The sequence below is a fragment of the Bacillus sp. LR--39 genome, from assembly GCF_053613335.1.
Map to the genome: position 1 here is coordinate 1 of NZ_JBSIOT010001066.1, position 642 is coordinate 642.

Sequence of the window (642 nt, forward strand, 5' to 3'; positions counted from 1 at the left end):
GCTTCTCTGAAAAGGCCTTTTACAGGCCTTTTTTTCATGCCCTATGTTCTATCTGCCGCTACATGCCGCACGCCTTTCTTTCTTCTACAATGGCAATGGATCAAAAAAGGAGTGAGACGACGTGCTGCAAGCAGAAAATATCAAAAAGGCATATGGGAAAAAAACAATCGTGAAAGGTATTTCTTTTTCCCTCAAAAAGGGGGAGTCGTTCGGTCTGCTCGGGCCAAACGGTGCGGGGAAATCCACAACCATTTCGATGATTTCCGGCCTTGTACCGCATGATAGCGGGAACATCACGGTGGGCGGCTATGTCATCGGAAAAGAAACGGCCAAAGCGAAACAAAAAATCGGCATTGTTCCGCAGGAAATTGCATTATATCCGACGCTGACGGCTCATGAGAATCTTATGTTTTGGGGGAAAATGTACGGACTTACGCACGGTGAGGCCAAAAAAAGATCGGCTGAGGTCCTTGAATATGTCGGTCTGACTGAGCGGGCTAAAGATAAGATTGAAACATTTTCCGGGGGGATGAAACGAAGAATCAACATCGGTGCGGCTTTAATGCATAAGCCCGAGCTGCTGATTATGGATGAACCGACTGTCGGTATTGACCCTCAATCGAGAAATCACATTTTAGAAAC

The 642-nt window shown here is 46.4% G+C and carries 1 pseudogene; it reads left to right on the plus strand.

Annotated features, from left to right (window positions below):
• Positions 1–121: 121 nt before the first annotated feature.
• Positions 122–642, plus strand: a pseudogene (lnrL, locus tag ACWHAR_RS28460) (linearmycin resistance ATP-binding protein LnrL); the annotation flags it as partial.